The sequence below is a fragment of the Thalassobacter sp. genome, assembly GCF_982993085.1.
In genome coordinates this window covers 1-4930 of sequence record NZ_CEZFMW010000167.1, presented here as the reverse complement: position 1 = coordinate 4930, position 4930 = coordinate 1, and the positions used below count along the sequence as shown (strand labels likewise).

Here is a 4930-nt window from a genome sequence, read left to right as displayed (position 1 = left end):
AGGGTGACATCATCCACAAGACCATCGCAATCGAAAGCGGCGCCCATTTCGAAGGCTCCGTGCAGCGTCAGGACGATCCCTTGGGTGGTGCTTCCAAGACACCAGCGCCGGCATCGAAACCTGCCAGCGCCTAAGCCTAAAACCGCAAACAACACATCTTACGCCGCTCCATTCGGGGCGGCGTTTTGCGTTTCAAACGCCCGGCACAGGATGCGATAGCGCACGTCGGTACAAATGCCACGACGCATGCCCCAACAGCGGCAACACCAAAAACAAGCCCAAAAACCCGGGCAGCATCCCCACAAAGAGCAACGTGGCGACGGTCATCCCCCATCCCAGCATCAGCCCCAAATTCGCCTGCACGGCCTGAAAGCTGACGATCATGCCTGTCACAAAATCTAACTCTTTGTGGAGCAACAACGGCAAGCTCAGCACCGTGATCGAGAACAAGACAAACGACAAAATCCCGCCCACAAGACTGCCAACGGCCAACATGCTAACCCCATTGATCGTCATCAAATAACCAAGCGACGATGACACGTTCACCATCGCCTCAAGCCCCATAAACAGCGCAAACAACATATGCGCCAGAAAGTTCCAGAAAAGAAAGAACACCAAAACCACCCAAGCCATAGTGGGCAACTGTCGGTGGCGCTGATCTAGGATCACGCCCATCACCCCGCCCCACGTCAGCGTCTCGCCCTGCTCAAGTCGTCGCGATACCTCATACAGCCCTACAGCCGCAAAAGGCCCCAACAGCGGAAAACCAAGCGTGATCGGCAAGGCCCACCAGATCTGTCCGGTCACAGCCAAAAACAGATAAAGCGCCCATCCCCCCGCAACATATACAGACGCAAAAGCGAGCCCATACTTCGGTGCCGCTTTCAGGTCCTGCCACCCGGCTGCAAAGCTCGCGCGCAGATCCTGAGATGTCAGCGTATTGATGGATGGCACTGCGGATGCCGCAGGCGGGTCACGGTCTATCCCGGCGGATGTAGTAGTCATCGGTCCTCTCCCTATGACGTCACTTTACCCTGTTTTCCTCGCCCCACCAAAACGAAATTCACACGACACCAAAACACCGGTCCCCGGCTCCTTTGTTCAAAAAATATTCAAATGGCGCGGGGCCGCGTAGCGGCCACGCGCCACAAGGCGACGCGCAAAGCGCGGCGCAACACATTTCCAAGAAATGACATAACTTTTATTCGGCTTGCGCTTCCGCACGGGTTTTACCGGATACATCCATGGCCAGCGTTGCTGCCATTAGCCCATCCAGATCACCATCCAATACACCGCCCGTGTCCGATGTTTCAAACCCTGTACGCAGGTCCTTCACCATCTGATAGGGCTGCAACACATAAGACCGGATCTGGTTGCCCCAACCGGCATCGCCCTTTGCGGCATGCGCCTCGTTGATAGATGCATTCCGCCGATCCAGCTCCATCTGATAAAGCCGCGACTTCAGGGCCTTCATCGCAATATCACGGTTTTGGTGCTGAGATTTCTCAGAACTGGTCACAACAATGCCCGTGGGATGGTGGGTGATGCGCACGGCCGAGTCGGTCGTGTTCACGTGCTGACCACCAGCGCCCGAGGACCGATAGGTATCAATCCGGATATCTGAAGGGTTCACATCAATCTCGATGTTGTCATCCACCACCGGATACACCCAAACTGAACAAAACGAGGTGTGCCGCCGCGCCGAGCTGTCGTAGGGCGAAATCCGCACCAGACGATGAACGCCGCTCTCGGACTTGAGCCACCCATAGGCATTGCGCCCCGAAATCTTGTAGGCTGCGGACTTAATCCCGGCTTCTTCGCCTTGGGTCATGGATTGCAGTTCAACCTCATAGCCCTTTTTCTCGGCCCAGCGGACATACATCCGCGCAAGCATTGATGCCCAATCGCAGGACTCAGTGCCCCCTGCGCCTGAATTGATCTCAAGGAAGGTATCGTTGCCGTCCGCCTCGCCGTTCAGCAGCGCCTCCAGTTCTTTGGCGGCGGATACATCTACAAGGTTCGCAATCGTAGCCTCAGCCTCCGATACGATCTCGGCATCGTCTTCCATCTCGCCCATTTCGATCAATTCGATACTGTCGTTCAGGTCCTGTTCCAGCCCCTCAACACCCGCAATGCTGTCGGACAACGCCTGCCGATCGCGCATCAGCTTTTGCGCGCGATCCGGGTCGTTCCACAAATCCGGGTTTTCGGTCATCGCATCGAATTCTTCCATGCGGTGGCCTGCCGTGTCCCAGTCCATGCGCCGCTTGAGCAGTGCAATGGATTTGCGGATCGCCTCGATCTGGTTGGTGGTCTCTGCGCGCATGGTATCCCTCGGGTTGGAAGCCACGTTCTAACCTGCGCCCCTGCCCCCCGCAAGGGAGCGGATGGCCCGCAGGTTAGTACAACCCGCCCGAGCTAAGCGTGCCAAAGGTTGCGCGCCCAGGAACCACAACAGCCTCTCCGGTGGAGGTCTGAACGCGCTGATCCTCGGGCACGGGCAGTTGGCCTTCGACCTCACCCTCGCCGCGCGCAAACAGCGGCAGGTCAGACGCCATGCCAAAGCCACCATCCACAACGGCCAGCATTCCAAACAATGGCTCTTCGCCCTCGCGGAAATACTCTGACACGACGAAATCACCCATCGCATCATCCGGCAATCGCGCCCCTGAGAAGCGGTCGATTTTCACAAAATACCCACCGGGCGGCACTTCGAACGGACCCGCACCGTAGGTTTTGATCGCCTCGGCCATGAATTCATTAAACACCGGGCCACACATGCCGCCCCCCGACGCGCCACGCCCCAATGACCGGGGTTGGTCATGCCCGATATAACACCCCGCCGCGATGGAACTAGAGAACCCAACAAACCACACATCCTTTGCGTCGTTTGTCGTACCGGTCTTGCCCGCAATCGGCACGGGCAGGTTTACGGTGCGCGCCGCGGTCCCCCGCTCAACCACGCCGGTCATCATTGAGGTCAGCTGATAGGCCGTGATCGCATCCATCACCTGTGAGCGGTTCGAGATGATCCGAGGCCCACGCCCCGCCTCAATCACCGCATCCGCGCAGGTTTCACAGATGCGCTGATCATGGCGGTACACCGTGCGGCCATAGCGGTCCTGAATACGGTCCACCAAAGTCGGCTCAACCCGCTCACCCCCATTGGCGAACATCGCGTAAGACGCAACCATGCGGTACAGCGTGCTTTCTTGGGAACCAAGCGAATTGGCCAAAAGCGGCTCCATGCTGTCGTACACACCAAAGCGCTCCGCATAGCGTGCGACCGTGTCCATACCCACGTCTTGCGCCAACCGCACTGTCATCAAGTTCCGAGAGCGCTCAATCCCGGTGCGTAGCGGCGACGGGCCATAAAATTTATTAGATGCGTTTTTCGGGCGCCAGATTTCGCCGTTGCCTTGGTCAATCTCAATCGGGGCGTCGATCACGATGGTCGAGGGCGCATAGCCCGAATCCAGTGCCGCCGCGTAGACAAACGGTTTAAAGCTGGACCCCGGCTGTCGGGTTGCCTGCGTGGCACGGTTGAAAACCGACTGCTGGTAGCTAAAGCCCCCCTGCATCGCCAAAACCCGACCCGTATTGACGTCCATCGCCATAAAGCCGCCCTGCACTTCGGGGATTTGGCGCAGGGTCCAACCCTCTCCCTCGGGGCGCACATGGACCACATCGCCCAGTTCAAAATTGTCGTAAAAATTACCCTCGATCCACGCGATGTCACTGCGCGGGACCTCGGCACGGGCGGGGCCGTTTTCAACCCCGATGCGCATGGCCTGATCCCCTCGGTCCAGCACAACGGCGACCTGCCAAGGCCCATCCAAATTGACGTCACGGGGCACGTCAGCTTCAGACAAGGCTTCGCGCCAAGTCGCCTCGGACCGCAACACCTCAGCGGGAAGCGTGACGTTCGTGCCACGCCAGATCCCTTGGCTTCGGTCATATGTTTCAAGCGCACGTTGCAATGCACGGGCCGCAACGCCCTGAAGCTCTCGGTCGATGGTCGCCCGCACGGTCAAACCGCTAGTGAAAAACTCTTCTTCACCGAAATCCCGGCTCAACTGACGGCGAATTTCGTCCGTGAAATAATCCCGCGGGGGCATTTGGGCCGTAAACGGCACAAAGTCGCCGGACTGCACGGTCCGCAGGGGAGAGGCCAGGGCAACTTCGTACTCACCGCGCGTAATGTAGCCGTTCTCATACATCTCACGCAGGACAAAATCCCGGCGGATCACCGCGCGCTCATTCTGACGAACGGGGTGATACCGCGATGGCGCCTTTGGCAGCACGGCCAGATAGGCGGCCTCTTCTACGGCCAGTTCCTCAAGCGATTTGTTGAAGTAGGTTTGCGCCGCAGCCGCCACACCATATGAGTTTTGGCCCAAAAAGATCTCATTGAGGTACAGTTCAAGGATTTGCTCTTTGTTCAGCGTCTTTTCGATCCGCGCAGCAAGAATGATCTCTTTTATCTTGCGCTCGACATTGCGATCAGACGACAGCAGGAAGTTTTTCATCACCTGCTGCGTGATCGTGGATGCCCCACGCACATCACGCCCACGCGTGCGCACCGCCTCGACCAATGCCGCCGTTATAGCCCGTGGGTCATAGCCCGCATGATTGTAAAAATTCTTGTCCTCAGCCGAGATGAAGGCCTGTTTCACAAGGTCGGGGATTTCATCCGCACTGGCAAAAAGACGCCGCTCGCGGGCGAATTCGTCCATCAAGACGCCCTCACCGGAATAAATCCGGCTGATCGTCGGGGGCGCGTAAGTCGCCAGTTGTTCTTCATTGGGCAGATCATGGGAATAAATCCACAAAACCGCGCCCACGCTGACGGCCGCACCGACAATGCCCAGCGTAATAAAGCTGAAAATTCCGCCCAAAGTGGACAGAATGAACATGATAAGTCCCGATA

General features: G+C 57.8%; 3 protein-coding genes and 1 pseudogene. 1 reads left to right on the top strand and 3 read right to left on the bottom strand.

Annotated features, from left to right (window positions below; translation table 11 throughout):
- Positions 1 to 134: pseudogene (locus AC4GMC_RS17090) on the top strand (polymer-forming cytoskeletal protein); the annotation flags it as partial.
- A 58-nt stretch (positions 135 to 192) separates the two neighbouring features.
- Here the strand turns inward: AC4GMC_RS17090 and AC4GMC_RS17085 are convergent.
- The 3 genes from AC4GMC_RS17085 to AC4GMC_RS17075 all read right to left on the bottom strand — a co-directional run bounded on the left by AC4GMC_RS17085 (position 193) and on the right by AC4GMC_RS17075 (position 4916).
- Complete coding sequence (locus AC4GMC_RS17085; protein ID WP_487877130.1) at positions 193 to 1005, bottom strand: DUF2189 domain-containing protein; 813 nt, start codon at positions 1003 to 1005, stop codon at positions 193 to 195.
- A gap of 196 nt (positions 1006 to 1201) precedes the next feature.
- Complete coding sequence (gene prfB / locus AC4GMC_RS17080) at positions 1202 to 2326, bottom strand: peptide chain release factor 2 (protein ID WP_487877129.1); 1125 nt, start codon at positions 2324 to 2326, stop codon at positions 1202 to 1204.
- Between the two features lie 73 nt (positions 2327 to 2399).
- Complete coding sequence (locus tag AC4GMC_RS17075) at positions 2400 to 4916, bottom strand: penicillin-binding protein 1A (RefSeq protein WP_487877128.1); 2517 nt, start codon at positions 4914 to 4916, stop codon at positions 2400 to 2402.
- Positions 4917 to 4930 lie beyond the last annotated feature (14 nt).